The sequence below is a fragment of the Gymnodinialimonas sp. JB5-7 genome (assembly GCF_055693405.1).
This window is the reverse complement of record NZ_JBVFUX010000012.1, coordinates 256,648-282,042: the sequence shown is the minus strand read 5'-3', so window position 1 is coordinate 282,042 and position 25,395 is coordinate 256,648. Positions and strand designations below refer to the sequence as shown.

27 protein-coding genes and 1 pseudogene are annotated in these 25,395 nt (G+C 62.1%); 24 read left to right on the top strand and 4 right to left on the bottom strand.

What is annotated here, in order from left to right:
• Window positions 1-75: 75 nt before the first annotated feature.
• From ruvC to ftsH, 17 genes are all read left to right on the top strand, one after another.
• Window positions 76-579, top strand: coding sequence for a crossover junction endodeoxyribonuclease RuvC (ruvC, locus tag ACZ1HK_RS09085; RefSeq protein WP_472628447.1), 504 nt, complete (start codon window positions 76-78; stop codon window positions 577-579).
• Complete coding sequence (gene ruvA, locus ACZ1HK_RS09080) at window positions 576-1,232, top strand: Holliday junction branch migration protein RuvA (protein WP_472628446.1); 657 nt, start codon at window positions 576-578, stop codon at window positions 1,230-1,232. Before ruvC ends, ruvA begins: the two co-directional genes overlap by 4 nt.
• A 34-nt stretch (window positions 1,233-1,266) precedes the next feature.
• Entirely contained in the window at window positions 1,267-2,286 is a 1,020-nt protein-coding gene (ruvB, locus tag ACZ1HK_RS09075) for a Holliday junction branch migration DNA helicase RuvB (RefSeq protein ID WP_472628445.1), read from the top strand.
• Entirely contained in the window at window positions 2,283-3,098 is an 816-nt protein-coding gene (locus ACZ1HK_RS09070; protein WP_472628444.1) for a hypothetical protein, read from the top strand. Before ruvB ends, ACZ1HK_RS09070 begins: the two co-directional genes overlap by 4 nt.
• On the top strand, window positions 3,095-3,724 hold the full coding sequence (locus tag ACZ1HK_RS09065) for a hypothetical protein (RefSeq protein ID WP_472628443.1): 630 nt from the start codon (window positions 3,095-3,097) through the stop codon (window positions 3,722-3,724). The genes ACZ1HK_RS09070 and ACZ1HK_RS09065 overlap by 4 nt, the downstream gene beginning before the upstream one ends.
• Complete coding sequence (gene ybgC / locus ACZ1HK_RS09060) at window positions 3,721-4,131, top strand: tol-pal system-associated acyl-CoA thioesterase (protein ID WP_472628442.1); 411 nt, start codon at window positions 3,721-3,723, stop codon at window positions 4,129-4,131. Before ACZ1HK_RS09065 ends, ybgC begins: the two co-directional genes overlap by 4 nt.
• A 112-nt stretch (window positions 4,132-4,243) precedes the next feature.
• Window positions 4,244-4,936, top strand: coding sequence for a protein TolQ (gene tolQ, locus ACZ1HK_RS09055; protein WP_472628441.1), 693 nt, complete (start codon window positions 4,244-4,246; stop codon window positions 4,934-4,936).
• A complete protein-coding gene (gene tolR / locus ACZ1HK_RS09050) occupies window positions 4,936-5,421 on the top strand; it encodes a protein TolR (RefSeq protein WP_472628440.1) in 486 nt (161 codons plus the stop codon). Before tolQ ends, tolR begins: the two co-directional genes overlap by 1 nt.
• Window positions 5,422-5,428: 7 nt before the next feature.
• Entirely contained in the window at window positions 5,429-6,601 is a 1,173-nt protein-coding gene (locus tag ACZ1HK_RS09045) for a hypothetical protein (protein WP_472628439.1), read from the top strand.
• A gap of 82 nt (window positions 6,602-6,683) precedes the next feature.
• Window positions 6,684-8,258: a hypothetical protein gene (locus tag ACZ1HK_RS09040; protein ID WP_472628438.1), complete on the top strand. Its 1,575-nt coding sequence runs from the start codon at window positions 6,684-6,686 to the stop codon at window positions 8,256-8,258.
• Window positions 8,255-8,752: a hypothetical protein gene (locus ACZ1HK_RS09035; RefSeq protein WP_472628437.1), complete on the top strand. Its 498-nt coding sequence runs from the start codon at window positions 8,255-8,257 to the stop codon at window positions 8,750-8,752. The genes ACZ1HK_RS09040 and ACZ1HK_RS09035 overlap by 4 nt, the downstream gene beginning before the upstream one ends.
• A gap of 67 nt (window positions 8,753-8,819) precedes the next feature.
• Window positions 8,820-10,148 (top strand): Tol-Pal system beta propeller repeat protein TolB, encoded by a 1,329-nt coding sequence (gene tolB, locus ACZ1HK_RS09030; RefSeq protein WP_472628436.1) that lies wholly within the window; start codon window positions 8,820-8,822, stop codon window positions 10,146-10,148.
• A 66-nt stretch (window positions 10,149-10,214) separates the two neighbouring features.
• Window positions 10,215-10,748 (top strand): peptidoglycan-associated lipoprotein Pal, encoded by a 534-nt coding sequence (gene pal / locus ACZ1HK_RS09025; protein ID WP_472628435.1) that lies wholly within the window; start codon window positions 10,215-10,217, stop codon window positions 10,746-10,748.
• Window position 10,749: 1 nt separating this feature from the next.
• A complete protein-coding gene (locus ACZ1HK_RS09020; RefSeq protein ID WP_472628434.1) occupies window positions 10,750-11,460 on the top strand; it encodes a tetratricopeptide repeat protein in 711 nt (236 codons plus the stop codon).
• Window positions 11,457-11,600, top strand: coding sequence for a hypothetical protein (locus ACZ1HK_RS09015; protein ID WP_472628433.1), 144 nt, complete (start codon window positions 11,457-11,459; stop codon window positions 11,598-11,600). The genes ACZ1HK_RS09020 and ACZ1HK_RS09015 overlap by 4 nt, the downstream gene beginning before the upstream one ends.
• Window positions 11,597-12,874: a tRNA lysidine(34) synthetase TilS gene (gene tilS, locus ACZ1HK_RS09010; RefSeq protein WP_472628432.1), complete on the top strand. Its 1,278-nt coding sequence runs from the start codon at window positions 11,597-11,599 to the stop codon at window positions 12,872-12,874. The genes ACZ1HK_RS09015 and tilS overlap by 4 nt, the downstream gene beginning before the upstream one ends.
• A gap of 74 nt (window positions 12,875-12,948) precedes the next feature.
• Window positions 12,949-14,862 (top strand): ATP-dependent zinc metalloprotease FtsH, encoded by a 1,914-nt coding sequence (gene ftsH / locus ACZ1HK_RS09005; RefSeq protein ID WP_472628431.1) that lies wholly within the window; start codon window positions 12,949-12,951, stop codon window positions 14,860-14,862.
• Between the two features lie 77 nt (window positions 14,863-14,939).
• Here ftsH and ACZ1HK_RS09000 read toward each other — a convergent pair whose 3' ends face one another.
• The gene (locus ACZ1HK_RS09000) at window positions 14,940-15,230 is read right to left on the bottom strand and encodes a sll1863 family stress response protein (RefSeq protein WP_472628430.1); all 291 of its coding nucleotides are present in this window, start codon (window positions 15,228-15,230) and stop codon (window positions 14,940-14,942) included.
• A 386-nt stretch (window positions 15,231-15,616) separates the two neighbouring features.
• On the opposite strand from ACZ1HK_RS09000, the gene ACZ1HK_RS08995 reads away from it, so the two are divergent.
• From ACZ1HK_RS08995 to folD, 3 genes and pseudogenes are all read left to right on the top strand, one after another.
• Window positions 15,617-17,293, top strand: a complete 1,677-nt coding sequence (locus ACZ1HK_RS08995) for a formate--tetrahydrofolate ligase (RefSeq protein WP_472628429.1) — start codon at window positions 15,617-15,619, stop codon at window positions 17,291-17,293.
• Between the two features lie 4 nt (window positions 17,294-17,297).
• Window positions 17,298-17,753, top strand: a complete 456-nt coding sequence (locus ACZ1HK_RS08990) for an OsmC family protein (RefSeq protein ID WP_472628428.1) — start codon at window positions 17,298-17,300, stop codon at window positions 17,751-17,753.
• Window positions 17,750-18,648: pseudogene (gene folD / locus ACZ1HK_RS08985) on the top strand (bifunctional methylenetetrahydrofolate dehydrogenase/methenyltetrahydrofolate cyclohydrolase FolD). The gene ACZ1HK_RS08990 and the pseudogene folD overlap by 4 nt, the downstream one beginning before the upstream one ends.
• Window positions 18,649-18,662: 14 nt before the next feature.
• Here the strand turns inward: folD and ACZ1HK_RS08980 are convergent.
• A complete protein-coding gene (locus ACZ1HK_RS08980) occupies window positions 18,663-19,112 on the bottom strand; it encodes a PaaI family thioesterase (protein ID WP_472628427.1) in 450 nt (149 codons plus the stop codon).
• 288 nt (window positions 19,113-19,400) lie between these two features.
• Between ACZ1HK_RS08980 and ACZ1HK_RS08975 the strand changes: the two genes are divergently transcribed.
• Window positions 19,401-20,021, top strand: coding sequence for a LytTR family DNA-binding domain-containing protein (locus tag ACZ1HK_RS08975; RefSeq protein WP_472628426.1), 621 nt, complete (start codon window positions 19,401-19,403; stop codon window positions 20,019-20,021).
• 15 nt (window positions 20,022-20,036) lie between these two features.
• Here the strand turns inward: ACZ1HK_RS08975 and pdeM are convergent, their stop codons facing one another.
• Both pdeM and ACZ1HK_RS08965 read right to left on the bottom strand, forming a co-directional pair.
• Window positions 20,037-20,717, bottom strand: coding sequence for a ligase-associated DNA damage response endonuclease PdeM (gene pdeM, locus ACZ1HK_RS08970; protein WP_472628425.1), 681 nt, complete (start codon window positions 20,715-20,717; stop codon window positions 20,037-20,039).
• A gap of 153 nt (window positions 20,718-20,870) precedes the next feature.
• Window positions 20,871-23,291, bottom strand: coding sequence for a ligase-associated DNA damage response DEXH box helicase (locus ACZ1HK_RS08965; protein WP_472630809.1), 2,421 nt, complete (start codon window positions 23,289-23,291; stop codon window positions 20,871-20,873).
• 250 nt (window positions 23,292-23,541) lie between these two features.
• On the opposite strand from ACZ1HK_RS08965, the gene ACZ1HK_RS08960 reads away from it, so the two are divergent.
• The 3 genes from ACZ1HK_RS08960 to ACZ1HK_RS08950 are packed head-to-tail and all read left to right on the top strand — an operon-like array spanning window position 23,542 to window position 25,371.
• Window positions 23,542-24,627 carry a bifunctional transcriptional activator/DNA repair enzyme AdaA gene (locus ACZ1HK_RS08960; protein ID WP_472628424.1) on the top strand — a complete coding sequence of 362 codons (1,086 nt, stop codon included), beginning with the start codon at window positions 23,542-23,544 and terminating at the stop codon, window positions 24,625-24,627.
• Window positions 24,614-25,201: an isocitrate lyase/PEP mutase family protein gene (locus ACZ1HK_RS08955; RefSeq protein WP_472628423.1), complete on the top strand. Its 588-nt coding sequence runs from the start codon at window positions 24,614-24,616 to the stop codon at window positions 25,199-25,201. Before ACZ1HK_RS08960 ends, ACZ1HK_RS08955 begins: the two co-directional genes overlap by 14 nt.
• On the top strand, window positions 25,126-25,371 hold the full coding sequence (locus ACZ1HK_RS08950; protein WP_472628422.1) for an isocitrate lyase/phosphoenolpyruvate mutase family protein: 246 nt from the start codon (window positions 25,126-25,128) through the stop codon (window positions 25,369-25,371). Before ACZ1HK_RS08955 ends, ACZ1HK_RS08950 begins: the two co-directional genes overlap by 76 nt.
• Window positions 25,372-25,395: the final 24 nt, after the last annotated feature.

Genomic DNA, 25,395 nt, shown 5'->3' with positions numbered 1-25,395 from the left:
AGGCTTCGCTTGGCGATGTTCGCGTTTCGTGCTAACCGTCGCGCAAAGGCCGGACACAGGCGGGAAGAGCAGGGCATGCGGATCATTGGAATAGACCCCGGGCTGAGATGTCTGGGCTGGGGTGTGGTCGACGCCGAAAATGGACGGCTGAGCCATGTTGCCAATGGTACCTGCAAAAGCACAGGCACCGATCTGGCGGACCGGTTGCTGTCGCTTCACGTTCAGCTGTCTGACGTTGTTGCGCGCTATGCGCCCGAGACGGCCGCAGTCGAGCAGACCTTTGTGAACCGCGATGGGGCAGGCACGTTGAAGCTGGGGCAGGCGCGCGGCATCGCGATGCTGGTGCCGGCACAGGCGGGCTTGTCGGTTGCGGAATATGCGCCCAATGCCGTGAAGAAGGCGGTGGTAGGGGTAGGCCATGCGGACAAGCGACAGATTGACCACATGGTGCGCCTGCAATTGCCCGGATGCGCGCCAGAGAATGCGGATGCTGCCGACGCTTTGGCGATAGCGATCTGCCATTCCTTCCATGCTGCAACGTCGGGCCGTTTGGCAGCCGCAATCGGGGCCGCGTCATGATCGGCAAGCTGACAGGCCGTTTGGATTACCGTGCAAATGATCATGCGCTGATCGATGTGGGTGGCGTGGGCTATGTGGTGCATTGCTCAGATCGGACGCTGGCCGCGTTGCCCGGCCCGGGCGAGGCTGTGTCGCTTTATACCGAGCTTTTGGTGCGGGAAGACCTGCTGCAGCTGTTCGGGTTCACAACGCCTTATGAGCGAGAATGGCATCGGTTGCTGATTTCCGTTCAAGGCGTTGGTGCCAAGGCCTCCATGGCGATCCTTGGCACCTTGGGCGCAGAAGGTGTGGCGCGCGCGATCGCACTTGGCGATGCGTCGGCTGTGAAGGCGGCGCAGGGCGTTGGGCCGAAATTGGCCCAGCGCGTGGTCAATGAGTTGAAAGACAAGGCGCCTGCGGCAATGGCGCAGGGCGGCTCCCTTGGGGCTGCGATGGGGGATGACGCGGCGGAGCCTTTGGTTGTCGAGGATGCGCCAGAGCCCAAGCCACGTGCGGCGGCATCCAATGCGCAGGCCGAGGCTTTGTCAGCCCTGCAAAACCTTGGCTACGCGCCAGCAGACGCGGCCCGTGCCGTGGCCGAGGCGGCGGATGGTGAAAGCGATACGTCCGGCTTGATCCGCGCAGCACTGCGATTGCTGGCGCCCAAGGACTAGCGGCGCGCGCGGCGACGGGACATAAGCGATGAACATGACCGACTCCGATCCCACCCTGCGCCCGGACAAACTGCCCGAGGATGACCGCGCTTTGCGTCCGCAAAGCCTGGACGATTTCACCGGTCAGGAAGAGGCCCGCGCCAATTTGCGCGTGTTCATCGAAAGCGCCAAGCGGCGCGGCGAAGCGATGGATCACGTGTTGTTCCATGGCCCGCCGGGCCTCGGCAAGACAACGCTGGCGCAGATCATGGCGAAAGAGCTGGGGGTCGGGTTTCGCATGACCTCGGGCCCAGTGTTGGCCAAGGCTGGTGATTTGGCCGCGATCCTGACGAACCTGGAAGCGCGGGACGTTCTGTTCATCGATGAAATCCACCGGCTCAACCCGGCGGTGGAAGAGGTGCTGTACCCAGCGCTGGAAGATTTTGAGCTGGATCTGGTGATTGGCGAAGGGCCAGCCGCACGGACGGTGCGCATCGAGTTGCAGCCTTTCACGCTGGTCGGCGCGACAACGCGACTTGGGCTTCTGACAACACCCTTGCGCGATCGCTTCGGCATTCCCACGCGCCTGAACTTCTATACCGAAAATGAACTGGACCTGATCGTTGCGCGTGGCGCGCGGCTTGCAGGGATTGACGCTGACCCTGAGGGCACGCGCGAAATCGCCAAACGGGCGCGCGGCACGCCGCGGATCGCCGGGCGATTGTTGCGCCGGGTGATCGACTTTGCGGTGGTCGAAGGGGACGGGCGGCTCAGCCAATCCATTGCCGACAGCGCGTTGACGCGGCTCGGCGTCGATGAACTGGGCCTCGACGGTGCGGATCGGCGATACCTTTCGCTGATCGCGGAGAATTACCACGGCGGGCCGGTCGGGATTGAAACTGTCGCCGCTGCGCTGGCGGAGCCGCGTGATGCGCTGGAAGAGGTGATTGAACCCTTCCTCCTGCAACAGGGCCTGATCGCGCGCACGCCGCGCGGCCGTATGCTGGCGCACAAAGGGTGGAGCCATTTGGGGCTTGCCGCGCCGAAGCGTCCGGATCAGGGGGAATTGCTATGAGATGGCTGGCGATACTCCTTGCTTTGGCTGGGGCGGCGAACGCTCAGGTCGAACTGGACTATGCTGAGCGGGTCGATACACGGTTTGGCGAGATCCATGCGGTCGGGGCAAATTTTCAGTTCACGCTCTGGCACAATCAGACCCAATTGCCCTTGCCCGAGGATGGACGCTGGTTTGTGCAATGGCAGGCGCCCTCCGACGCGGGGTTCGACTGGGTGCTGGCGACACACCATCACGGCGGAAATTCCTGCGGAGGGGCCACTTATATCCTGCGGGTCGGGGCGGATGGGGTCGACTATTCGCAACCGATCAGCGACTGCGATGGCTGGTTTGTCGAGATCCGCAACGATGGCGATGCGATCGAAATCGACCGGACGGACACCAACATCCTTGTGCCGCTTGTCACGCTGCGCTGGCAGGGCGATGCCTATTCCGAGACCTTTCATTGCGCCCCGCCTGCCGACGCCGCCGAGCCCGGTCCAGATGTCACCCGTTGGATCGGTGCGCATGGCTCAGACATTTTGGAAGATGCCAGCGAGCGCGCGCGATTGGCGGACATCCTGCAAACATGGGAGATGCAGGACCTTTGGGTGCGGCTTCTGGTTGGTGGTGAGGTCATGCAGGTGGGCGATTGGGTGATCGCGACAGGCTGCCAGCCCCACGCTTGCGGGCTGGATATGGGAGCACTTGGTTTGCGCATCAGCGATGGCGTCGGTGCGGCAATCATTCGATCCTCGGGCAGTCCGGATCGGGTGTTTGGGCTTGGGAATGATACGGCCTTCCGCGCGGCGATTTCGGATTGGTTTGAATGAGCGACGCGACCGAGATCGAGGCCCTTTTCACGCGCGCCGACGGACAATTCCTGTTTGCCCGCTGGGGGCGGCCTATCGTGCCGGTGGTGTTTGGCGTCGATGATGCGACGGTCAGCGTCCTGAAAGGGGCGATTGAAGCGGTGGTTGCGCTGGCCGATCACAAGATGGCCGAGACGGACCCTGAGCTTGGCGCAAACCTGATGATCTTCTTCATCCGCGACTGGGATGAATTGGTCGAGGTGCCCGATCTGGACCGGTTGATCCCTGACCTTGCGCCGACGGTCGCACGGCTTAAAGGCGCAGATGCAAACCAGTATCGCAGCTTCCGGTTCGATGCCGATGGCGGGATCAAGGCGGCCTTTGTGTTCGTCCGGATGGACGAGGCGATGTCCGCCGCCCCGGCGGAGACAATTGCGCTGAGCCAGGTGGTGCAAACGATCCTGCTCTGGTCGGATCAGGCGTTCCTGGGGACATCGCCGCTTGCGGTGCTTGAAAACGGGGCGGCTGTGTTGCGGCCCGAGATCGCGGATGTGATCCGGGCGGGATACGATCCGGTCCTACCGGTTGCCTCGATTGAACCTGCCACTTGCCTGCGGATCGCGGCCCGGATTGGAGCCGTGCAATGATCCACCACTGGCCTCTTCGCGTTTACTATGAAGACGTCGATCTGGCGGCGATCGTCTACTATGCGAACTACCTCAAATACCTTGAACGCGGCCGGTCCGAAATGGTGCGCGCAGCGGGCATCAGCCAGTTGGACATGAAAGCGGCGGGGCTGGTTTTCGCCGTGCGCCGAGTGGAGGCCGATTATCTCAAACCTGCCCGTTATGACGACGAATTGGTGGTCGAGACCCGCCTCGACACCCTCAAAGGCGCTTCTTTCGACATGCCACAGCGTATCTTGCGAGGGGAAGAGGTGCTGCTGGAGGCGCGGATCAAGGTCGTGATCCTCAATGAAACAGGGCGTGCGGCCCGTCTTCCGGCGGATATTCGCGCAAAAGTCACAGCAATCGCGGCAAGTGATGGCCCGTGACGCAGAAGTGTTCGCCATAACCCTTTATTGCTGTTAATCTAACGCTCAAATGAGGCGCATCAAAAATCGCGCCCTTTACGATTGAGGCCGGGCAGAGGACAGCAAACCAGTTATGGAAACAGAGACGCTCGCTTTGGCGACCGAGGCGGATTTCACCCTCGTCGCCCTTTTCTTCCGTGCAAGTTTCATCGTTCAACTCGTGATGGTGGCGCTGATTGTCGCCTCTGTCTGGGTGTGGGCGATTGCTTTCGCGAAATTCGCAATGTTCCGAAAGGCGCGCAGCAATGCGGCAGGGTTTGATGCGGCCTTCTGGTCGGGCGAGCCGTTGGATGAGCTTTACGACCAGGTGGCCGATGCGCCGGGCTCTGCCTCGGAACGGGTCTTTGTCGCCGGTATGACCGAATGGCGCCGGTCGCTTCGCGATGATGGCGCGCTGATCCCCGGTGTGCAGCAGCGGGTGGACCGGTCGATGGACGTCGCCATCGCCCGCGAAAGCCAGCGGATGACCAATGGGTTGAATTTTCTGGCTACGACTGGCGCGACGGCACCCTTCGTGGGTCTCTTTGGCACCGTCTGGGGCATTATGCGGTCGTTTCAGGAAATCGCGATTTCCGGGCAGACTTCGCTTGCCGTTGTGGCCCCCGGCATCGCTGAGGCGCTTCTCGCCACGGGCTTGGGTCTTCTCGCGGCTATCCCGGCCGTGATCCTCTACAACAAGCTTTCCAGCGATGCGGATGAGATCGTGGCGACCTTCGAAGGATTTGCTGACGAATTCTCAACGCTCCTCAGCAGGCAGCTTGACTAATGGGCGCCTCCGTCCAGACGGGCGGCGGTCAGCGTCGCCGCAGGGGCAGGGGCCGCCGCGCGTCGCGCCCGATGTCCGAGATCAACGTCACACCCTTTGTGGACGTGATGTTGTGCCTTTTGATCATCTTCATGGTGGCCGCCCCGTTGATGACAGTAGGCGTGCCGATCGACTTGCCAGATACGTCCGCCGAGGCGCTGCCGAGTGAGGATGAAGAGCCGCTGACAGTGACGCTTGCCGCTGACGGGCGTGTGATGTTGCAGACAACCGAAGTGACCCGCGACGAGATCATCCCGCGCCTGCAAGCCATCGCCGCAGAACGCGACAGCCCGCGCATTTTCGTGCGCGCTGACGGGGGCATCCCCTATGAAGAAGTCATGCAGGTCATGGGGGCGCTGAACGCGGCAGGCTTCCGCGAAATCGGTCTTGTGACCGATGCCGGTGGCCCGACGCTCGATGGGCCCAACTCGGATGGGGAGGAGTGATACCCCCATGCGCCGATCCCTCTACGCCTCTTCCGCGATCCATGTGGGCCTTCTGGCCTGGGTCGCCTTTGGCGGGCTGTTGTTCGACCGCAGCCCGGAGGTGGAGTTTGAGGTGACAGGTGTGGCGCTGATCACGGCGGAGGAATTTGAGGCGCTGACCAGCGGTGCCGCAGACGCGCCTGCAGTGATCGAAGCGCCCGAAGCGCCGTCTTTGCCCGAGGTCACAGAAGCACCTGAGGTGCCAACGCAAGAAGCGCCGCCGCCGTCAACGGAACAACCAACGGAAACCGCCGCCCCCGCGCCGGAAAGCGATCCTGTGCCGGTTGACCCGATCCCGGATACGCAGGTCAGCGACGATCTTATCGCACTCGCCCCGCAACCCGATGTCACGGACGCCGAGCCGTCTGACACGCCGACGCCTGAGGAAGCGCCGCGCATCGCGCCGGTTGCCGCGCCGTTGCCAGAACCGGATGTGGAAACCGCGCCAGAGGTATTGGAGCAGCCAACGGAAGAGGCTGTTGCTGAAGAAACTCCGGTTGAAGAGGTGCCCGAGACCGCGCCGGAGGAGGCCACGACCGAGATCGTGACCGAGGCCGAGGAACCCGCAGCAGCACTCGCGCCGACGGCCTCCGTCCGCCCGACGGCACGCCCCAATCGCCCCGCGCCGGTGGAAGAGCCGGTCGAGGAGGCTGTGGCCGAGGTGGAAGCACCCGCCGAGGACCCCGCCCCGGAGACCCCCGTTGAAGACACGGCCAGCGTCGAGCCGGAAGAAGATCCGCTGGCGGCGGCCATTGCGGGTGCCGTGGCCGAGGCGGTCGAGACAGAGGAACCGGCGGCAGACTCGATCCCAGCCGGTCCGCCGATTAGCCAGGGCGTCGCCGAAGGGTTCCGCGTGGCCGTCAGCGCTTGTTGGAATGTGGGCTCGCTGTCGACCGAGGCGCAGGGCACCACCGTTGCGATTGCCTTCGAACTGGACCGCGACGCGCGCCCGATTGAGGGCACCTTGCGCATGATCGAGTATTCGGGTGGTTCGGAAACAGCCGCCCGCCAGGCCTATGAGGCCGCCCGCCGCGCGGTCCTGCGCTGTGGCGCGCGTGGCTATGACCTGCCCGAGGAAAGCTATGGACGCTGGCGCCTGGTTGAACTGGTGTTCAACCCCGAAGGGATGCGCCTGCGATGACCTGTTTCTCCCTTCCCCAAAAGCTGCCCCCCTGCACCGCGAAGGTGCCTTTCCCGCGTTCGGAAAAGAAGGAGGCGGGCTTATGACTTTGTTCCGTTCCGCACTGATGGTTTCCCTCATGGCGTCCGTCTCGCCGCTGGCCGCACAGACGGCCCTGAACGATCGACCGGGCATGTGGATTTCCGTACAACCGGCGGCCTCCGATGCCGAGGCTCAGATTCTGACTGCACCAGTTTCCGCACCGTTGATCACGGCTGAGCCGTCCGGCGGCGTTGTGCTGGATGCGACCGGCGGCGGGTCGGGTGTGATCCTTGAGCATCCTTCCATCGCGGCAATCTCCGAGGAGACGCCTGCAGCGCCGTCTACGCGGCCAACCCCACGCCCGGATGGATTGGTTGTAGCCGCAGCGCCCGACCCCGAGATCGCCCTTGAAGAGGTGCCGGAGGAACAAACGCTCTTCATCGCGATTGACGCAGCCTATTCCGGGCCGCGCCCACGCCAACGCCCACGCGAGGTTGCCGAGCCGGTTGCGCCGCCGGCCGAGGCCTTGCTGGCTCCGAACACGGAGATCGTGGAAGAGGCTGCCGCGCCTGCACCCGCCGAAGCACCACCGATTGACATCGCTGGCGTCGAAATCGACGAAGCGGCGGCGCTTGCGGCCGAGTTGGCCACACTCTTGGCCAACGACGCCCATGACATCATGGCGGCGGCACCACTTGTGGCCGCTGATACAGTGCCCGCGCTGGATGACCTGACACCGGAAGATATCGTTGTGGCATCGGCCTTCGCAGCTTCCGAGGCAACGCCCCCACAGGCGCCCATACCAACGGCGGTCCAAGCCGTCGCAGTGCTTTCGTCCCGCAATCAACCCGCCGCCCTGTCGGCTGTGCTTCTGCCCGGGGCCTCGGCTGGTGCACGTCCTACGGTGCAGCCTGCGGCTTTCCTTGTTCCGCGCGAAGACAGGGCGCCTATTCTGTCGCGTCCGCTGCCCGAAGGCCCCTTGGCGCAGGAAAGTGTCACCGCGCCAGAGGTCGAATTGCCCGCGAGCCTCGCGGCGGTTTTGATGCCGGGCCCAACCACCGTGCCGGGCCGTGCCGAAGGTCTTTCCTTTGCAGCACTGCCTTTACCGGACATGTTCCCGTATTCGGCTCTTCCACCGGAGCTTTTGCCCAATGGGCCCGACGCCCAGGCACGTGCAATTCCACCTGTCGCGCCTGTGCCAGAGGCGATGGCCGCCGTACTGATGACCGATCCGCGCCCGGCCCCGCCGCAACTGGCCCCCTTGGCGCTGCCGGATATGCCCGTGTCAGATGCACTCCCGCTGGATCCTGACGCCGCGCCCGAACTGCCAGCGCCCGATGCCAGTGCGTTGGCCCGGATGATCGCGGATGCCGAAATCTGCTGGCAATATGCCGATCTTGCGGCTGAGGCCGGTTGGGCGCGCCTATCAGTCAGCGTCGCATTGGACGAGATGAACATGCCGTCCGCACAAAGCATCCAATTGACCGGCTTCGCCCATGTCATGTCGTCGTCGGCAGCCGAGGCTTTTGAGGCCGCCCGCGGCGCTCTGATCGGGTGTGCAGAGGCGTCGGGGTCCGAGCCTGCAACACGTCCTGCGACCCTACTTTTCGACCGAAACGGAGTCCGCCTGAGATGATCGCCCCCCTGCGCATTGCCGCTGCCCTTCTGCTTGCCGTTGTGCCCGCCGCCGCGCAAACAGTTGTGCCGGTTCCGCGCCCGACCGACGAAGAACGGGCCGCCGCCGCCGAAGCGCGCGCGGCTGCGGCAGCAGTTCAGGAACCGGTGGGTCCTGCCGCAGCCGAAAGTACACGCCCCCTGACACAGGACGAAACCGCAGGGTTCATGGCTCAAGTCAGTGCGTGCTGGAACACGGGCAGTGCGCAAGAGGCTGGCAATACTGCCGTCGTCGTGCGCTTTTCCATGACACCTGAGGCTGAACCGATCCCGAATACGTTCCAGCTTGTCTCGGCTTCGACAGACGATCAGGACGCCGCAGATCTTGCTTTCCTCGCCGCGCGCCGGGCGGTCATTCGCTGTGGCGAGGCGGGTTATGATCTACCGGCGGCAGCTTTCCCCTATTGGGAGCGGGTCGAAATCAATTTTGATCCCGCACAAACAGGAGGCAATTGAACATGCGCCTTTGCATCCCAAATATCTCGCGGTCCTTCCCGCACCCATTCAAGAAAGAGGTGGCGTTATGCTGACACGCCGGAATTTCATCGGGTCTTCCAGCCTTCTTCTGGCTTCCACGGCTTTGCCGAATGTGGGCCTTGCCCAGAACGGCCCCTTGCGGTTGGAAATCACCGAAGGGGTGATCGAACCTTTGCCGTTCGCCTTGCCCACGTTCATCGGGTCCGGCGATGCGGCTGCGGATATCAGCCGCGTGATAGCCGCCGATTTGCGCGGCACAGGCCTGTTCCGGCAAATCCCGCCGGATGCGTATATCTCTCAGGTGACAAGCTTCAACGCCCCGGTCAGCTATCCCGATTGGCAGGCGATCAACGCACAAGCCCTGATCACTGGCGAAGTTGAGGCGCGCGGTGATGGCAATATCGTCGTTCGCTTCCGCCTGTTTGACGTGTTCAGCAACGCGCCTCTGGGCGAGGGCCTGCAATTTGTCGGCCCCGCAAACAGTTGGCGGCGCATGGCCCATAACGTGGCTGACCAGGTCTACAGCCGGATCACTGGCGAGTCGGGCTATTTCGACACACGGGTGGCCTTCATCCATGAGGAGGGACCCAAGAATGCCCGCCTCAAGCGGCTGGCGATCATGGATTATGACGGCGCGAATGTGCAGTACCTGACGGACAGCCGCGCGCTGGTTCTGGCCCCGCGTTTCTCCCCTTCGGGCGATCAGATCCTCTACACCAGCTATGAGAGCGGGTTCCCGCAGGTCTATCTGATGGATGTGGCGAGCGTGCAGCGCCGCCCGTTGGAGGCTATTCCCGGCGGCAACATGACCTTCTCACCCCGCTTTGCACCCAGTGGTCAGAACGTGGTCTTCAGCCTGGAGCAAGGTGGGAACACCGACATTTACGGCCTCGCACTTGGCGGCGGCTCACGCACACAGCTGACGCAATCACCCTCGATCGAGACGGGGCCATCCTTTGGCCCCGATGGCAGCCAGATCGTATTTGAAAGCGACCGAACCGGTCAGCAGCAGATATACGTCATGCCTGCGGGCGGTGGCGAAGGGCGGCGAATTTCGACCGGAGCGGGGCGCTATGGCACGCCAGTCTGGTCGCCGCGTGGAGACTATATCGCGTTCACCTATCAGGCGGATGGCCGCTTCCACATCGGTGTCATGCGCACCGACGGCTCGGAAGAGCGGCTGCTCACGTCCTCGTTCCTCGATGAAGGGCCGACATGGGCACCCAATGGCCGCGTCCTCATGTTCACCCGCGAAACGCCGGGCGACGATGGCGCGCCTGCAGTCTATTCGGTCGATATCTCGGGCCGGAACCTGCAGCGGGTCGCAACCCCCGGCATGGCGTCGGATCCCGCATGGGGCCCGCTTCAGAGTTAAGCGTGATTGGCGCGGGCATGCCGCGCATGGTATGAGTTTAAAAAACAAGATCCGAGGATCAGAGCAATGAAACTGACAAACATCTTTCGCAAGGCCCCGGTGGTCCTTCTGGTAAGCACATTGGCGCTGGCGGCCTGTTCGCAAGGCGGGTTCCGCGGTGACGACGAAGCCGGTGCCGGCGCAGATGGCGCGCTTGGCGCAGGCGCAGGTGCAGGCGGCGTGAATGACCCGTCGAGCCCCGCCTATTTCAACCAGGTTGTGGGCGACCGTGTGCTGTTTGCCGTCGACCAATCCACCCTTTCGGCGGAAGCACAGACCATCTTGGCCGGTCAGGCACAGTGGATGCTGTCGAACCCTGAATTCACCGCGCTGATCGAAGGCCATGCCGATGAACAGGGCACTCGTGAATACAACCTCGCCCTGGGCGCACGCCGCGCGGCGGCGGTGCAGGAATACCTGATCAGCCAAGGCGTGCCGGGTAGCCGGTTGCGCACGATCTCCTACGGCAAGGAACGCCCGATCGAGATCTGCTCGACCGAGGCCTGCTACAGCCAGAACCGCCGTGCCGTCACGGTGATCTCGGCAGGTCTTGGAGCGTAAGATGCGGCTGGTCGTTGCCCTTTGTGCGCTTCTGGTGGCCGGTCCCGCGCTTGCGCAGGACCGCGCGCAGACCCTTGCCGATATCCGGCAAGAGCTTTCGGTTTTGTTCGTCGAAATTCAACGCCTTAGGGGTGAATTGAACACCACGGGCGGTGCGAGTGGAACCGGTGCCACCGGCGGTACAATTGACCGCGTCAACGCCATCGAGGCCGAGGTGCAGCGGCTGACCGCCCTGACCGAACGCATCCAGATTGATCTAGACGGTGTGGTGCGCGACGGGACGAACCGGATCGGTGATCTGGAGTTTCGTTTGTGTGAACTCGAAGACGATTGTGACATCGCCACTTTGGGGGACACGCCGTCGCTTGGCGGAGTGACACCCGCCTCGGGCGGTGCCGCGCCTGCCTCCTCTGCAGGTGGGGCAGGTATCGAATCCTCGACCCTGCCGGATACCGGCGGTGCCAATCTCGCCGTGGCGGAGGAAGACGATTTCAACCGCGCGCGCACCGCCTTTGATGGCGGCGAATATGCGGATGCAGCGATCATGTTCGAGGCGTTCACCAGCAACTATCCGGGTAGCCCCCTGTCGGCGGATGCGCATTACCTGCGTGGTGAGGCAGAGGCGAACCAGGGCCGGTGGAGCCCGGCGGCGCGGGCATTCCTCGATAGTTTTCGGCTTCGCCCGATGGCCAACGCGCGCCGGTTGCGTTGACCTCGCTTGGCGTGGCTTTGGCGCAGATCGGCCAGACCGAAGAAGCTTGCCTGACGCTCGCTGAGGTGGCTGTGCGCTATCCCGGTTCGGCCTCCGTCGCCGAAGCACAGGCCGAACGCGGGCGTCTGGGCTGCCAGTGAGCGAAACCCTGCCCGAGCGGTTTGCGGCCCGAATGGGTCAGCTGCTCGGGCCTGATTTCCCCTCCGACATTGCACTCGCCGTCTCAGGTGGGGGCGACAGCATGGCGATGCTGGCGCTGGCCCATGACTGGGCGCGTGTCTTCGGTGTGAAGCTGCGGGTTGTGACCGTTGATCACGGGTTGCGCGCGGAAGGCGCGGATGAGGCCGAGATGGTCGCCAAAGAATGCGCGCTGCTTGGCCATCCCCATGAAACGCTGCGTTGGGAATGGGACGGGCAGGGCAATTTGCAGGACGCCGCCCGCCGGGCGCGGCTGGACCTGATCGACGCGTGGCGCGGCAAGATCGGGCATGTGTTGATGGCCCACACGCAAGACGATGTGGCCGAAACGTTCCTGATGCGACTCGCCCGCGGGTCGGGGGTGGAGGGGCTCTCGGCGATGCAAGACGTGCGCCGTGTGCGGGGCGCGCACGGGCCATTCCGGGTTGTGCGCCCGCTCTTGCATGAGGCCCGCGCAGATCTGCGCCACCATATCGCGACGCTGAAAGTGCCTTATGTCGACGATCCTTCCAACGATGACCCGCGCTTTGACCGCGTGAAGGCGCGGCGGGCTCTCACTGACCTTGGAATTGAGGCCGGGACGTTCACGGCAACAGCTGAACGGATGCAGCGCGCCTCGGTCGCGTTATCGCGGCGTGCGGCGGATGTGGCGCGGAATTGTGTGACGCAGGAACAGTGCCAGTACATGCCTACGGGCGATCTGTTGATTGACCGGGATCGATTTGCAGTGGTTGAGGTCGACACGCAGTTGCGCATTCTGGCTGCCGCGTTGCAGTGGGTCAGTTCTGCTCCGTACCGGCCGCGTGCCGCTGCGTTGGAGGCCTTGCTGGATCGGGCTTTGGCGGGGGGTGGCAGCACGCTTCACGGCGCGCGCGTGATGGTGACATCGTCCAAAATCCGCATCAGCCGTGAATATGCTGCGGTTGATGGGGTGGCGACGCCCATCGAAGAGACTGAAGTCACATGGGACACGCGATGGCACGTATGTTCGTCCAAGCCCGAGGGCCTGACGCTTCGCGCGCTTGGGCCGGATGGCTGGAAACAGGCTGTCGAAAAGCCGGACGATCTGCCGCCACATGACGCCGCGATCACGCTTCCGGCTGTCTTTGCGGGGGACCGGCTTATCGCGTGGCACCCCGCTCATACGTCCCCTGAATTTCAGGTCCGTTTTTCGCCGCCGGCGGGACAATTCATCACATTCATTGAATCGCGTTGAACTTGCCCCCTCAAACCTTATCTTAGAGCTAACGCGGGCACTGGCCCGCCTTTACTCGTTTCGAGGAGATCTCCTTGGGTAACGCGAGAAATATCGCATTCTGGGTCATCCTGTTCCTGTTGATTCTGGCGCTCTTTAACCTGTTCTCAGGCGGTCAGAGCCAGGTGAACAGCCGCACCGTGGCCTATTCCGATTTCGTGCAACAGGTTGAAAATGGTGGCGTTTTGACAGCCACACTGGATGGAGAGAACGTGCAATTCACCACCGGTGACGGCACCTATTCCACCATCGCGCCAAGTGACGCGGAAACCACGCAAACGCTTCTGGACAATGACGTGCGCATCGAAGCGCAGCCGCAGCAGACCTCGGGCTTCCTGAGCGTGCTGTCGCTGTGGTTGCCGGTGTTGGTCCTGATCGGCATCTGGATTTTCTTCATGAACCGGATGCAGGGCGGTGGCCGTGGCGGCGCAATGGGCTTTGGCAAATCCAAGGCGAAGCTGCTGACCGAAAAGCATGGCCGCGTGACGTTTGATGACGTGGCAGGCATCGACGAGGCCAAGGATGAGTTGGAAGAGATTGTGGAATTCCTGCGCAATCCGCAGAAATTCTCTCGCCTCGGCGGCAAGATCCCCAAAGGTGCGCTTCTGGTGGGTCCTCCGGGGACCGGTAAAACCCTTCTGGCGCGTGCGATTGCGGGCGAGGCGGGCGTGCCGTTCTTCACCATCTCAGGCTCCGACTTCGTTGAGATGTTTGTGGGTGTGGGTGCATCCCGTGTGCGCGATATGTTCGAGCAGGCGAAAAAGAACGCGCCCTGCATCGTGTTCATCGACGAGATCGATGCCGTGGGCCGGTCCCGTGGCGTGGGTTACGGCGGCGGCAATGATGAGCGTGAGCAGACGCTGAACCAGTTGCTCGTTGAGATGGATGGTTTTGAGGCCAATGAAGGCATCATCATCATCGCCGCGACCAACCGCCCCGACGTTCTGGACCCTGCGCTGCTGCGTCCTGGCCGTTTCGACCGTCAGGTGCAGGTGCCGAACCCTGATATCAAAGGCCGCGAACGCATTCTGGGTGTCCATGCCCGCAAGGTGCCGCTTGGCCCCGATGTCGACCTGCGCATCATCGCACGCGGCACGCCCGGCTTCTCGGGTGCGGATCTCGCAAACCTGGTGAACGAGGCGGCACTGATGGCCGCCCGCGTGAACCGGCGGTTCGTCACGATGGAAGATTTCGAGAACGCCAAGGACAAGGTGATGATGGGGGCAGAGCGCCGCTCCATGGTCATGACCGAGGATGAGAAAAAGCTGACCGCGTATCATGAGGCCGGTCACGCCATCGTTGGCCTGAACGTGCCGGATCACGATCCGATCCATAAGGCGACGATCATCCCGCGTGGTCGGGCGCTGGGTCTGGTCCTGTCCTTGCCGGAGCGGGACCAATTGAGTGTGTCCTACCGCAAATACACGTCCAAAATCGCCATGGCGATGGGCGGTCGTGTGGCGGAGGAACTGATCTTCGGTAAAGAGAACATCACCTCTGGCGCGGCCTCGGACATCCAACAGGTGTCAAAGATCGCGCGCGCGATGGTCACGCAGTTTGGCTATGCGGAGGAGCTTGGGTACATCGACTACGCCAACGAACAGCAGTCTTATCTGGGCCAATATAGCGGCGGCACCAACCACTCTGCCGCGACCCAGAAGATCATCGACGACAAGGTCAAAGAGTTGGTCGACGAAGGCTACGATACCGCCAAACGCATCCTGACTGAAAAGGCGGATGATCTGGAACGCTTGGCGCAAGGCCTGCTGGAATACGAGACGCTGACTGGCAAAGAGATCACCAAGGTGATCGCGGGCGAGCCTCTCAATCGTGGCGACGACGATGATGAGGCGCCCAGTTCCGGTGGGACTCCATCGGTCACGGCTATCCCGAAATTGCCACCCAAGGCCAAGCCTTCGGGTGACATGGAGCCGGAACCGACGGCGTAAGCTCGGTGCCTGGAGCATCATCAAAAAAAGCCCCGGCCTATTGGTCGGGGCTTTTTGATGTGCGGCGGTGATGTGGGTCAGCCCATCATCTTTTTCTGCATCTCTTTCATCTGGGCTTCCATGTCCGTCCACATTTTCTGGACGCTGGCCTGCATCTCTTTGGCGGCCTCCATGTTGGCTTTGCCAAGCTCTTCCATCTGCGCTTCCGCGTGCTTGCGCTGTTCGTTGAGCGAGTCCATCTGCTTGGCCATTTCGGCCTGACCCTTGGCGCCGGCCTCCATCATCTTGGCTTGCACTTTGCCCATCTCAGCCGTCCAGCTGTCCATCTGGGCTTGGGCCTTGGCCATGAATTCCTTTGGGTCTTGCATCCGATGTCCTCCGTGTTGGTGGAGGTACGCTAACACATATCCGACGGAATGCGGCTGCCTTTGTTGGTCACACGGCGATGGTTAGCAGGGCGACGCCCGCCGACATGCCCATGGCGAGGCCGGTGTAGATAATCAGGCTGATAGCGCGAAGTTGCATCGTATTTCCCCTAAATAGCAGACATTCCCAACGTAAACGCTGGATCTCGTTAAGAAACGGTGCAAATCCGGGCTTGGTTCCCCTGTAGGGCGCGTTTTTCCTTTCGGAAACGTTCGCAGCGCCCCATGACGGGATGCTCTGTGAAAATGTCGGAATTGGCCCTATCCGCCCATGGCCTGCCCGTTATAGGCGAGTTGAGAGCAAGATTTTCGCGAGGGAGACGCGCGCCATGGGCTTTAAATCTGACATTGAAATCGCCCGCGAGGCGCAGAAAAAGCCGATCCAGGAGATCGGTGCGAAGATCGGGATTGGGTCGGATGATCTGCTGCCCTACGGCCATGACAAGGCGAAGGTGAGCCAGTCGTTCATCAACTCGGTCCAGGATCGCGAAAACGGCAAGCTCATCCTCGTGACGGCGATCAACCCGACGCCCGCAGGCGAAGGCAAGACGACAACAACCGTGGGTCTGGGCGATGGCCTGAACCGCATCGGCAAGAACGCAATGATCTGTATTCGCGAAGCCTCGCTCGGGCCGAACTTCGGAATGAAGGGCGGCGCGGCTGGCGGCGGCAACGCGCAGGTTGTCCCGATGGAGGAAATGAACCTCCACTTTACGGGTGACTTCCATGCGATCACCTCGGCCCACAGCCTTTTGTCGGCGATGATCGACAACCACATCTACTGGGGCAATGAGCTTGAGATCGACGTGCGCCGCGTGCAATGGCGCCGCGTCGTGGACATGAACGACCGCGCCCTGCGCCAGATCACGGCGTCGCTTGGCGGCGTGGCCAACGGCTTCCCGCGGGAAGCAGGCTTTGACATCACCGTGGCCTCCGAGGTTATGGCGATCCTGTGCCTGGCGAAAGACCTGAAAGACCTGCAGGAACGTTTGGGCGCCATGATCGTGGCCTACCGCCGCGACCGCTCGCCCGTTTTCGCGCGCGACATCAAAGCCGATGGTGCGATGACCGTGCTGCTGAAGGACGCGATGCAGCCGAACCTGGTGCAAACTCTGGAAAACAATCCGGCCTTTGTGCATGGCGGCCCGTTCGCCAACATTGCCCATGGCTGTAACTCGGTCATTGCAACATCGACGGCCCTGAAACTCGCCGATTATGTGGTGACAGAGGCTGGCTTCGGCGCCGATCTGGGCGCTGAGAAGTTCATGAACATCAAGTGCCGTAAGGCGGGCCTGGCGCCCTCTGTTGTGGTCTGCGTTGCCACGGTGCGCGCGATGAAAATGAACGGCGGCGTGGCGAAAGCTGATCTAGGTGCCGAGAACGTGGATGCCGTCAAGGCTGGCTGCCCGAACCTCGGCCGCCATATCGAGAACCTGAAAGGCTTCGGCGTGCCGGTTGTTGTCGCCATCAACCACTTCGTCACCGACACGGACGCGGAAGTGCAGGCGGTAAAGGACTACGTGGCGGAGCAGGGCGCGGAAGCGGTTCTGTCGCGTCACTGGGAGTTGGGTTCGGAAGGCTCCGCGCCCCTGGCCGAGAAGGTCGTCGAAGTCATCGAAAAGGGTGAAGCGAAGTTCGAAACGCTCTACGCCGACGGCATGCCATTGGCTGAAAAGATCCAGACCGTCTGCCAGAAGATCTACCGCGCGGACGAGGCTGTGATGGACAAAAAGATCCTCGACCAGCTGAAGCTGTGGGAGGATCAGGGCTACGGCAACTTGCCGGTCTGTATGGCGAAGACACAGTACTCGTTCTCGACCGATCCAAGCCAGCGTGGTGCGCCTACGGGCTTTACCGTTCCGGTCCGCGAAGTGCGGCTTTCGGCGGGCGCGGGCTTCATCGTCGCTGTCTGCGGTGAGATCATGACCATGCCCGGCCTGCCGCGCGTGCCATCGGCTGAGGCGATCCACCTCAACGACGACGGCCAGATCGAAGGGTTGTTCTGAACCCATGCATGAGGCCCGCGTGATCTGGCAGAAGAGCGGCGACTTCGCCGCCAACCGCTACGCACGCGGGCACATGTGGCGTTTTGATGGGGGGCTTGAGGTTCCAGCCTCGGCCTCTCCCTCCGTGGTGCCGGAACCGTATTCCGACCCTGCCGCTGTGGACCCGGAGGAGGCGTATATCGCGTCCATCTCAAGCTGCCACATGCTCTGGTTTCTGGACTTCGCCCGCCAGGCTGGGTTTGAGCCCGAAACCTATGAAGACCGCGCCACTGGCGCATTGGTTCGCCAGGACGGCAAGACGTGGATCCCGCGCGTCGATCTGAACATCCGCGTCACATGGGCCAACGCGCCCGACGCCAACACCCACAAAGCGCTGCATGAGAAAGCGCACCATGCCTGTTTCATCGCCAATTCGGTGCGGACCGACATTGTCGTGAACCTGTTGGAGGACAATCCATGACCGCCCAGAAAATCGACGGAAAGGCCTTTGCCGCCACTGTGCGGGGCCAGATTTCCGACCATGTAGACCGTTTGAAATCCGAGCATGGCATCACGCCAGGCTTGGCGGTGGTTTTGGTGGGCGAAGACCCGGCAAGTGAGGTCTACGTGGCCGCCAAGCACAAACAGACCGTCGAAGTGGGCATGGCCTCGTTCGAACACAAACTGCCTGCGGATGTCTCGGAGGAGGCGCTGTTTGCGCTGATCGACAAGCTGAATGCTGACGACAGCGTGCACGGAATTCTCTGCCAGTTCCCGGTGCCCGATCATCTGGACGAACGCCGCGTTGTGGCGCGGATCGATCCGTCGAAGGATGTCGACGGATTGAGCGTGGTGAATGCGGGTCTGCTGGCCAGCGGCGAGAAGGGCCTTGTGTCGTGCACGCCGCTTGGATGCCTGATGCTCTTGCGGGACCAGGTCGGCAATATGTCGGGCAAAGAGGCCGTGGTGATCGGTCGGTCGAACCTGTTTGGCAAACCGATGGGCCAGCTTCTGCTGCAAGAGAATTGCACAGTCACCATCGCGCATTCGCGGACGAAAGACTTGGCCGAGGTCTGCCGCCGCGCGGATATCCTTGTTGCGGCCGTGGGCCGGGCCGAAATGGTGAAGGGCGATTGGGTGAAACCCGGCGCGACCGTCATCGATGTCGGCATCACCCGCATCCCACACCCGGACAAACCGGGGAAAACCAAGCTTCTGGGCGACGTGGACTATGCCGAAGCTATCGAAGTCGCCGCAGCCGTGACGCCGGTGCCGGGGGTGTGGGGCCAATGACCATTGCCTGCCTTCTGGCGAACACGTTGACGGCGTGCTGCCGGGCCAATGGTCTGGACGAACCCACAGGATTGACCGCCTGACGCGTAGCCTGCCTTCAGGCGCCAGGCGGAAGATCCACCGGGATCATCGTGCCTTGCAGGATGGCGACCGTCTTTCTGTTGCCGTCTTCATTCTCTGCCTCGACATCGCACTGCGTGATCAGCAAACGCCGTCCCGCCTTGGCGACACGTCCTGTTGCGATCAGACGCGGTCCGGTGGCGGGGGCCAGCAGGTTGATCTTCATCTCGACGGTCATCACGTCCCGGCCGGGTTCCATCAGCGTCAGCGCGGCATAGCCTGAGGCGCTGTCCCCCAGGGCGAAGGTGGCCCCGGCATGCACGGCGCCATGTTGCTGGCCGATGTCTGGCGTGACATCTAGCCTCAGTTCGACCTCCCCGGCTTCGACGCGCTCGATCCGGGCGCCAATCGTTTTCATCATGCGTTGCCGGGCAAAACTCAGCGCGACGCGCTGAAACGTTTCTGTATTTGGAGATTTTCCAGTCATCTGTAATTCATTTCATTCTTGAAGCTCATTGCGGCAACACTCTATCCTCGTTCAAACGGCAAATATCTGAATTCAACGGCGTGACGTGTGAATAAGAAAAGCACTCGTGGTATCGACCCGCGGCAGAATTGGAAGATACGTATTTGGATCGGCCTGATTGCAATCGTGGTCGTTTCATTGGTTGGCCCTTTTTCAACTTATGAGCGATTTTCCCTTACGGAACGCTTTCTTTATTGGGGTGCAATGATTAGCGGCTGTCTGTTTCCGGCGTACTTCATACGAAAGACCGTGATCGGACGCGCCACCGGGTCTGACCTGCGGCGCGATATCTTGGCGGCTTTGGCAATTGGCATCGCCCTTGCGCCGGTAATCTGGGCGGGAAACCTCCTGCTGTTGACGCCCAACCTTGCACATTGGGTTTTCTTTGTGGAGCATCTCGTCATCATTTGGGCGATCTGTTTCATGCCGGTCCTTGTTCGCCACTATTACCGTACAGCGGCTTTGGTGGCTGACCCGGTCGCGGACATGTCCGACAGCGAAGTTTTTCCGGCAGACGCGGCGAACGATCCGGTTCCGGCCCGCAATGTCGTGCCATTGGAACGCCATCTTAACCCTGACCTTGAAGGACCGATCACGCGGGTTTCCGCCGCGGATCACCAGCTGCGCATATTTACGGACAAGGGCGAAACGCGCGTGCGCATGCGGTTTTCCGATGCGTTGACCGAGTTGGAAGGCGCCCCGGGTATGCAGGTGCATCGCTCCCATTGGGTCGCATACGACTCGATTGAGCAATTGGTCCCGGAAGGGCGGCGCTACGCGGCGCAGCTTATGTGCGGGGGGATGGTGCCCGTAAGCGCCTCAAAAGTCCCGAATCTTGAGGCTGCCGGCATCAAGATTGCCGCAGAGTGACACGACAACTGCGGTCTACGGGTCTTGGGGCAGGCCACGCGGCATCGGGATATGCACCGGCGGGTTCCCAAGCAGAATGGCAATGGCCTGTGCCGACATAAGCTTGGCCAAATCGGGATGATCGCAATAGAGCCCGCCTGTGTAGGTGCCATAGGCCGGCAATATCAGCCGTGCGTCGTCCACAAGAAAGCAGGGCCGGGTAATCGAACGTCCCCGTGCGACGAGGCGAGCCTTAGGATGGTAGTGGCCTGAGACCTCGCCCATTGGGGCATGGCCCGCGATATGGCGGAAGGTGAGCGACCCAATTTGCAGTTCGGCCAGATGGTTGCCACCAATATCAACAGGGCCGGGGTCATGGTTGCCTTCAATCCAGATCCATTCACGCCCCGCCATTGCGGGGGCCAACCGGTCTGAAACGGCGCGTGCCGTCGCCTGTGCCGCCTCCAGATCATCAAAGCTGTCCCCAAGGCAGATCACGCGTCGCGCACCCATCGCGTCACAATCCCCGATGAGGCGGTCCAACGTTTCCTCGATCTCGTAGGGCGGCAGCATTGGCCCGCCGCGCCGGGCCATCCGTTCCGCCTTTCCAAGATGCAAGTCGCTGACGACAAGGGAGGACTCGTTCGGCCACCACAATGCGCCGCTTGGCAGGGCGGACAGGGCTTCGCCGCAGAAGGTGAAAGGCCGTTCGTTCATGCTTCGTTCATATTCGTGCCCGCGTTGGATGCGCAAGTACAAGTTCGAACCAAGGTTGGTTCAGGCCGCAACGGGCGGAGAATTCCGAGTTTTATTCGGGGCGCAAAAAAATACTGATCCAAAACCGTTAATGGCAGGAATTGGACGCGCCGATCACGCCAATCGCAATCCTGCAATTTCCATAAGGCGTTCGGCTTCTTCTCCCAAAAGGCGTTCATTCGCCAAACCCTGAATTGGAATTCGACCCGGTTCCAGAAATAACGGCGCGGCAAGTGGCGTCACGCGGGTCAGCGCCTTGTGATCAATTCGGTCCCCGATCCGCATCAGCATTTCTTCGATCCGCCCAAAATCTACAAGGCCGCGCATTGCTTCATTTCGGGTGATTTCAAGCATCACGTGATCCGGATCGTATTTGCGCAGGGTGTCGTACAGGATGTCCGTGGAAAAGGTCGCCAGTCGCCCGGATTTGCGTTTGCCACCAGGCAGGGCGCGGTCGACCAGCCCGGCGATAATCGCGCTGCCCTTGAAGGTGCGTTTCATGACTGCATTGTCGGCAAGCCAGCTTTCCATGGTGGCAAGCAGGTTCTCGCGGCTGAAAAGCGGTGCGATTTCGGTGACTTGGTCCAAGCCCCAGATCAACGTCGCATAGTCGGTTGAGACAAAGCCCATTGGGTTCAGGCCCTGTTCCTCCATCCGCTGGGTCAGCAAAAGACCCAGGGTTTGCTGCGCGTTGCGGCCTGCAAAGCCATAGGCGACGAGGTGTTCCCGACCGTCATGGGGAAAGGTTTCGACAAGCAGGCGGTCGCGTTCCGGCAGCTTTGAGACATCGCGCTGCAACTTCAGCCAGTCGCGGGTGTGATTGGGCAATTCCGGCCAATCGTCTTGCCGGAACATCGTAAGGATGCGGTCGCTGAGCTGTGTGGATGTCGCAAATTTCGTGCCCATGAACGTGGCGATTTTGGGCTTTTGATAGGGGGTGCGCGTGACCTCAACGGTCATCTCGCGCATCCCTTCGTAACGGACGATTTCCCCGCCGATCAGGAAGGTATCGCCTTTGCGAAGCATGGAGGCGAAGTACTCCTCAACTTCCCCTAATGGCTTGCCGCCGCGCGTTTTTTGCAGGCGCACGGCCATCTTGTCGGCGTCGACAATGGTGCCGATATTCATGCGAATGCGTGCCGTCGCGCGGGGATCACGCAGGCGGTAGATGCCATCGAATTCGATCAAACGCTGCCATTGATCGTAGGCCCTGAGCGCGTAGCCGCCGGTGGCCGCGAAATCGAGGCAGCGGTCGAAGGTGGTGCGGGGCAGGTCGGCATAGGCGCCGGTCGTGATGACCTCGGCGTACAGGTCATCCGCGGTGAATGGCCCGGCGCAGGCGCGGATGAGGATATGTTGGCAGAGGACATCGAGCGGGCCGGAATGGTCTGTATCACCGTCGAGGGTGTGCTCGCGCACGGCCTGAAGCGCGGCGACACATTCGATGACCTCAAAGCGGTTTGCCGGGACGATCAGCGCCTTGGAGGGCGCGTTGTAGCGGTGATTGGCGCGGCCAATACGCTGGACGAGGCGTTTGACGTTCTTGGGCGCCCCGACCTGAATGACCAGATCCACGTCACCCCAGTCGATGCCCAGATCGAGCGAACCCGTGCAGACGATGGCCTTCAATTCGCCGTTGACCATGGCCTGCTCAACCCGGTCGCGTTGCTCCCGCGCAAGTGCGCCGTGGTGGATGCCGATAGGGATCTGATCTTCGTTCGCAAGCCAGAGGTGGTGAAAGAACAACTCGGCCTGGGCGCGCGTGTTGTGGAAGATAAGTGTTGTATTATGGGCCTTTACCTGATCGAGGACGGCCTGCATCGCGTACTTCCCGCCGCCGCCGGACCAGGGTGGCGGGGCCTCGGTCGTGAGCATCTGGATGTCGGGATCTGGGCCGGGATCGGCCTTGAGGATCGCACAAGGGTCGGGGTTCTTGGCGAGGATCCGTGCGACGGCGTCGGGGTCTTCAACGGTGGCGCTGAGCCCCACGCGGCGCAGGTCGGGGCGGAGGGCGGAGAGGCGGGAGAGGGCGAGCATGAGTTGGTCGCCGCGTTTGGACTCCGCCAGTGCGTGGATTTCATCGACGATGACGCGTTGCAGGCCTTTGAAAGTGCGCTCGGCATCCTCGTAACTCGTTAGCAACGCGAGACTTTCTGGCGTCGTCAGCAAGATGTGCGGCGGGTCGGCGCGTTGGCGTTTCTTGCGGCTTGACGGTGTGTCACCGGTGCGGTCCTCAACCCGGATCGGCAGGCCCATTTCCTCAATCGGAGCGGTGAGGTTGCGTTTGATGTCGGCCGCTAGGGCCTTGAGAGGACTGATGTAAAGCGTATGGAGGCCGTCATGTTCACCATCCGCAAGCTCCACCAAGGTCGGCAAAAACCCGGCCATGGTTTTGCCACCTCCGGTCGGGGCGATGAGGAGTTGGCAGGGCCGATCGGCCAGCGCGAGCATCTCGCGCTGATGGGGATGGATGGACCAACCGCGGGCGGAAAACCAGCGTTCGATCTGCGGGGGAGGGGCGCCGTCATGGGGTATAGATAGGGCCTGTCCATGCCGGCGTCACGATCTTAGAGATCCGTTCATGTGAACGCATATGCGTTCAGTTGAGCGGAAAAATCCTGAAAAATGCGTTCAGCTGAGCAGATATGTGGGAGGGACGGGGGTGACGCTGTTCGCCCTGGGCGGGCGAAGGCGCCCCACCCGCCGTCCCGAAAGGCTCCCCCGAATTTCAATAGGCGCCCGATCTTCGGCGGCGACGGGTTTGTGCCCGTGATAGGGTCGGCGCATGTTGTTTGATTTGCCGGATGAAGAGACGCTTTACGGTGCGCTTTTGGAGCGGGACGCGACCTATGACGGGCGCGTCTATGTTGGCGTGTCATCGACCGGGGTCTTCTGCCGTTTGACCTGCCCTGCACGGAAGCCGAAGCGGGAGAATTGCCAATTCTTCCCGACGGTGGGCGGTTGCATTGAGGCCGGGTATCGGGCGTGCAGGCGGTGTCATCCCTTGGGACCAGCTGCGCTGGCAGATCCGATCATTGCGCGGCTTTTGGAAGCGTTGGACGCGGAGCCGCAACGGCGGTGGAGGGAGGGGGATGTCGCGGCGATGGGGTACGATCCTTCGACCGTGAGGCGCAGCTTCAAGCGGCAGTTCGGGATGACCTTCCTTGAGATGGCGCGGCAGCGGAGATTGCGCGAGGGATTTGTGACCCTGTCGGACGGCGGCGCGGTGATCGAGGGGCAGTTGGAGGCCGGGTTCACATCAGCCAGTGCCTTTCGAACGGCTTTCGCGAAACTGCTGGGGCAGGCGCCCGGGCGGCTGTCTTCCAACCCGCTTTTGCATGCCGATTGGGTGCGGACGCCTCTGGGAGACATGATCTCAGTGAGTTCTGCGACGGAGCTGCACCTGCTGGAATTTTTCGAACGCAAGGCTTTGAAGGGCGAATTGGCGCGGTTGCAAGGCCAGGTCAAAGGGCGCTTGGGGGTTGGACGCACGGACGTGTCGGAGCAAATTCGAGAAGAATTGGCAGCGTTCTTTCAGGGGACGTCGGCCGTATTTCGAACCCCGTTGGCCTATCACGGCTCGCCGTTCAGCGGTGCGGTTTGGGACGCATTGCGCGAGATCCCGGCAGGCGAGACGCGCAGCAATTCGCAGATCGCCGCGCGGATCGGTCGCCCGGACGCGGTGCGTGCGGTCGCGCGGGCCAATGGAGCGAACCAGATTGCGTTGGTTGTTCCGTGCCACCGGGTGATCGGGGCCGATGGCAAACTGACAGGATATGGCGGCGGATTGTGGCGGAAACAGAAGCTGCTGGAGATTGAACAGGGTTATGGGCCGGATTTCGAGAAGGAAGGCATGCATGTCGCAAAATGAAAAGGCAAAGCAGCTTTTGGCGCTGCATCATGGGGAAAACCCACTGGTTCTGTATAATATTTGGGATGCCGGCGGCGCCAAAGTTGTGGAAAAGGCGGGCGCGACGGCGGTGGCAACCGGGAGCTGGTCGGTGGCGGCGGCGCACGGCTATGGCGACGGCGAAGCGATGCCGATGGATCTTGTGTTGCGGGTCGTGGAGCGGATTTGCGCAAGCGTCGACGTGCCGGTGACGGTGGATTTCGAGGGCGGTTATGCCGTTGCGCCCGAGGCCGTGGCAGAGAATGTGCGGCAGGTGATCGGCGCCGGGGCGGTGGGGATCAACTTTGAAGATCGGATTGTGGGCGGCGAGGGGCTGCATGGGCTGGAAGCCCAAGTCGCGCGACTGGAGGCGATGCGGGATGTGGCGGCAGAAGAAGGCATCGAATTGGTCGTGAATGCGCGGACCGATCTGTTTTGGGGTCTGACCCGGCGCGGCATGAGAGCTTATTCGCGGAAGCCGTGGAGCGTGCGACGGCCTATGCCGAGGCGGGGGCGGCCTGTTTCTTTGTGCCGGGTTTGGGCGATCTTTCGTTGATCGCGCGGGTGGTGGACCAAGTTCCCCTGCCGGTGAACGTCATGATGATGCCACCCCTGACGTCAGTGCAAGGGGTGGCCGCACTTGGCGTGGCGCGCGTGAGTTTTGGGCCGGGGCCTTACAGCGCATTTTGCGCGGAGTTGAAGCGCGCGTTTGGGGAGATCTCGTAAGGCGCGCACACGTCTCGGGCGCGT

What these genes read in the sequence shown, in the direction of transcription:
- ybgC (WP_472628442.1), top strand. Translation starts at nt 3,721, where the DNA reads ATGATCCACCACTGGCCTCTTCGCGTTTACTATGAAGACGTCGATCTG.
- ACZ1HK_RS08955 (WP_472628423.1), top strand. Translation starts at nt 24,614, where the DNA reads ATGTCGCAAAATGAAAAGGCAAAGCAGCTTTTGGCGCTGCATCATGGG.
- tolR (WP_472628440.1), top strand. Translation starts at nt 4,936, where the DNA reads ATGGGCGCCTCCGTCCAGACGGGCGGCGGTCAGCGTCGCCGCAGGGGC.
- ACZ1HK_RS08980 (WP_472628427.1), bottom strand. Translation starts at nt 19,112, where the DNA reads ATGACTGGAAAATCTCCAAATACAGAAACGTTTCAGCGCGTCGCGCTG.
- ruvA (WP_472628446.1), top strand. Translation starts at nt 576, where the DNA reads ATGATCGGCAAGCTGACAGGCCGTTTGGATTACCGTGCAAATGATCAT.
- ruvC (WP_472628447.1), top strand. Translation starts at nt 76, where the DNA reads ATGCGGATCATTGGAATAGACCCCGGGCTGAGATGTCTGGGCTGGGGT.
- tolB (WP_472628436.1), top strand. Translation starts at nt 8,820, where the DNA reads ATGCTGACACGCCGGAATTTCATCGGGTCTTCCAGCCTTCTTCTGGCT.
- ACZ1HK_RS09000 (WP_472628430.1), bottom strand. Translation starts at nt 15,230, where the DNA reads ATGCAAGACCCAAAGGAATTCATGGCCAAGGCCCAAGCCCAGATGGAC.
- ACZ1HK_RS09040 (WP_472628438.1), top strand. Translation starts at nt 6,684, where the DNA reads ATGACTTTGTTCCGTTCCGCACTGATGGTTTCCCTCATGGCGTCCGTC.
- pal (WP_472628435.1), top strand. Translation starts at nt 10,215, where the DNA reads ATGAAACTGACAAACATCTTTCGCAAGGCCCCGGTGGTCCTTCTGGTA.
- ruvB (WP_472628445.1), top strand. Translation starts at nt 1,267, where the DNA reads ATGACCGACTCCGATCCCACCCTGCGCCCGGACAAACTGCCCGAGGAT.
- ACZ1HK_RS09045 (WP_472628439.1), top strand. Translation starts at nt 5,429, where the DNA reads ATGCGCCGATCCCTCTACGCCTCTTCCGCGATCCATGTGGGCCTTCTG.
- ACZ1HK_RS09020 (WP_472628434.1), top strand. Translation starts at nt 10,750, where the DNA reads ATGCGGCTGGTCGTTGCCCTTTGTGCGCTTCTGGTGGCCGGTCCCGCG.
- ACZ1HK_RS08960 (WP_472628424.1), top strand. Translation starts at nt 23,542, where the DNA reads ATGTTGTTTGATTTGCCGGATGAAGAGACGCTTTACGGTGCGCTTTTG.
- ACZ1HK_RS08990 (WP_472628428.1), top strand. Translation starts at nt 17,298, where the DNA reads ATGCATGAGGCCCGCGTGATCTGGCAGAAGAGCGGCGACTTCGCCGCC.
- ACZ1HK_RS09035 (WP_472628437.1), top strand. Translation starts at nt 8,255, where the DNA reads ATGATCGCCCCCCTGCGCATTGCCGCTGCCCTTCTGCTTGCCGTTGTG.
- ACZ1HK_RS08995 (WP_472628429.1), top strand. Translation starts at nt 15,617, where the DNA reads ATGGGCTTTAAATCTGACATTGAAATCGCCCGCGAGGCGCAGAAAAAG.
- ACZ1HK_RS09070 (WP_472628444.1), top strand. Translation starts at nt 2,283, where the DNA reads ATGAGATGGCTGGCGATACTCCTTGCTTTGGCTGGGGCGGCGAACGCT.
- pdeM (WP_472628425.1), bottom strand. Translation starts at nt 20,717, where the DNA reads ATGAACGAACGGCCTTTCACCTTCTGCGGCGAAGCCCTGTCCGCCCTG.
- tolQ (WP_472628441.1), top strand. Translation starts at nt 4,244, where the DNA reads ATGGAAACAGAGACGCTCGCTTTGGCGACCGAGGCGGATTTCACCCTC.
- ACZ1HK_RS09065 (WP_472628443.1), top strand. Translation starts at nt 3,095, where the DNA reads ATGAGCGACGCGACCGAGATCGAGGCCCTTTTCACGCGCGCCGACGGA.